Source organism: Streptomyces silaceus (genome assembly GCF_001419745.1).
GTDB lineage: Bacteria > Actinomycetota > Actinomycetes > Streptomycetales > Streptomycetaceae > Streptomyces > Streptomyces silaceus.
Window position 1 is genome coordinate 1 of record NZ_LIRJ01000695.1, and the last position, 2,247, is coordinate 2,247.

1 protein-coding gene is annotated in these 2,247 nt (G+C 75.7%); it reads right to left on the reverse strand.

Features of this window, described 5'->3' with window-relative positions; translation table 11 throughout:
* Nucleotides 1-82: 82 nt before the first annotated feature.
* The gene (locus AOK22_RS38770; RefSeq protein WP_055703314.1) at nt 83-2,131 is read right to left on the reverse strand and encodes an HAD-IC family P-type ATPase; all 2,049 of its coding nucleotides are present in this window, start codon (nt 2,129-2,131) and stop codon (nt 83-85) included.
* Nucleotides 2,132-2,247: the final 116 nt, after the last annotated feature.

The window sequence follows — 2,247 nt, forward strand, 5'->3', positions numbered from 1 at the left end:
GGTCCGGGTCCGGAGGCGGGGGCGGCTCCGACGGCGGGGCCAAGGCTCGGTCCGCCGATGACGATCCCTGTTCCGATCTCTCCTACGGGTGATCCTGCGCGTACGCGTCGGCGTCCCCCTTGGCGACGCGGCCCCGCAGCACGCGCAGGGCCGTCGCGTAGACCGCCAGGACCGCCGTCAGGAGTACGTAGTACAGCGGCGGCAGCGCCGTCATGCCCAGCAGCGGGCCCAGCGGGGAGAGCGGGAGCAGCAGGCCCGTCGTCGCCAGGGCCGCCGCCGCCCAGGTGACCGGTGTGGCCCTCGCGCGCGTCGTCCGCAGGAGCAGCATCACCAGTGCCTGCGTGAGCAGGTTCTCGGTGAACCAGCCCGAGTGGAACACCGACTCGTCCTCCGTGCCCGTCGGACCCGGTACCGCCGCGGCGAGGATCGCGAAGGTCGTCAGGTCCGCCGCCGCGTTGAGGACGCCGAAGCCCGTGATGAAGCGGAGCAGGGCGCGGGGGCGCAGGGCGGACGGGCGGCGCAGGGCCGAGGGAGCCGGGCGTTCGTAGGCGAAGGCGAGTTGGGCCGCGTCGAAGAAGAGGTTCTGCGCAAGCACCTGGGCCGGGAGCATCGGCAGGAAGGGCAGCAGGAGGCCCGCCGTCAGCATCGCTATGACGTTGCCGAGGTTCGAGGAGAGGGTGCTGCGCAGATACGTCGCGATGTTCGCGCTGCTCCCCCGGCCGGTCGCGATGGCGTGGTCCATGGCCGCCAGGTCCGCGGCGGGGGCCCCGGTGGAGTCGGGGGTGGCTGCTGTCGGGTGCCTCTCCTCCGCTTCCCCAGTGGGCGGGGCTCCTTTTTCGCCTGGCCCCGGCAGCACCGGGTCTCCCCTCTCCCCTCCCCCCGGCAGCACCACGTCCGCCGCCTCCCGTGCCACCGGCACCGCGGCGTGCGGGGCCACGCCCACGTCGGCGGCGCGGAGCGCCGGCAGGTCGTTGACGCCGTCGCCCAGGAAACCGGTGGTGTGGCCGTGGGCGCGCAGGGCCGTGACGATGCGGGCCTTGTGCTCGGGGGTGCAGCGCGCGAAGACCGTGGTGCGGTGGGCCAGCGCGGAGAGTTCGGACGGGGCGAGGCCCTCGATGTCGGCGGCCGTGCGGACGGCGTCCTCGCCGCGGCCGAGGGGCAGCCCGAGGTCGCGGCAGGCGCGCGCCGCCGTGCCCGGGTGGTCGCCGGTGAGGACCTTCACGGTGACGCCGCGCTCGGCGAGCGTGCGCAGGGCGGGCCCCGCGGCCGGTGCGAGGGCGTCGCGCAGGGTGACGTAGCCGCGGAAGGTCAGGCCCCGTACGTCCGCCGGGGTCCAGTCGCGGTGGCGGGCGGGGCGGTCGGCGGTGGCGACGGCCAGGACGCGCAGGCCCTGGTCCGCGTGGTGCGCGCCGCGGGCGCGGAGGCGGGCACGCTCGTCGTCGGGCAGGGCGCAGTGGTCCAGTACGTCCTCGACGGCCCCCTTGACCACGAGCGTGTGGACGCCGAGGGCGGCGCCGGGGCGCGTCACGACGGCGGTGGCGAGGCGGCGTACCGGGTCGAAGGGGAGCGCCGCGATGCCGTCGTGGCACAGGACGGCATCCCCCGAGACGTACGGCCTCTCCGCGCCGAGCCCGTCCTGCGGTCTGCCGCCGTCCCCCGCGCCGAGCCCGTCCTCCGCCCCGCCCCCGAACGCCGTCTCCAGGATCGCCTCGTCCAGCGCGTCCGGCGTCGGCAGGTCGGCGAGTTGCAGCGTCCACCAGGCGTTCACGGCCGCCCACTCCAGGACCTCGGGCGCGTCGCGGCCCTCCGCGTCGAGGCCCCGTTCGACGACGGGACGGTCCTGGGTGAGCGTGCCGGTCTTGTCCACGCACAGGACGTCCATGGCGCCGAGGTCGTGCAGGGCGGGCAGCCGTCTGACGATCACGCCGTGGACACGGGCGAGGCGGGCGGCGCCCCGCGCCAGGCACGTGGTGACCACGACCGGCAGCATCTCCGGGGTGAGTCCGACCGCCACCGCGACGGCGAACGGCAGCGTCTCCAGGCCCCGGCCGCGCAGCGCCGCGTCCGCCATCAGCACCAGCGGGGGCGTCAGGAGCATGAAGCGGATGAGGATCCAGGAGATGCCCCGCACGGAGCGGTCGAAGGCGTTGAGCGGTGGACGGCCGTCCCCGCGGGGCCGAGACCGACGGAGCCCGAGGCGATGCCCGACGCGAAGCCCCCGCCGCACCCCAGGTCTACGTCCCCTGT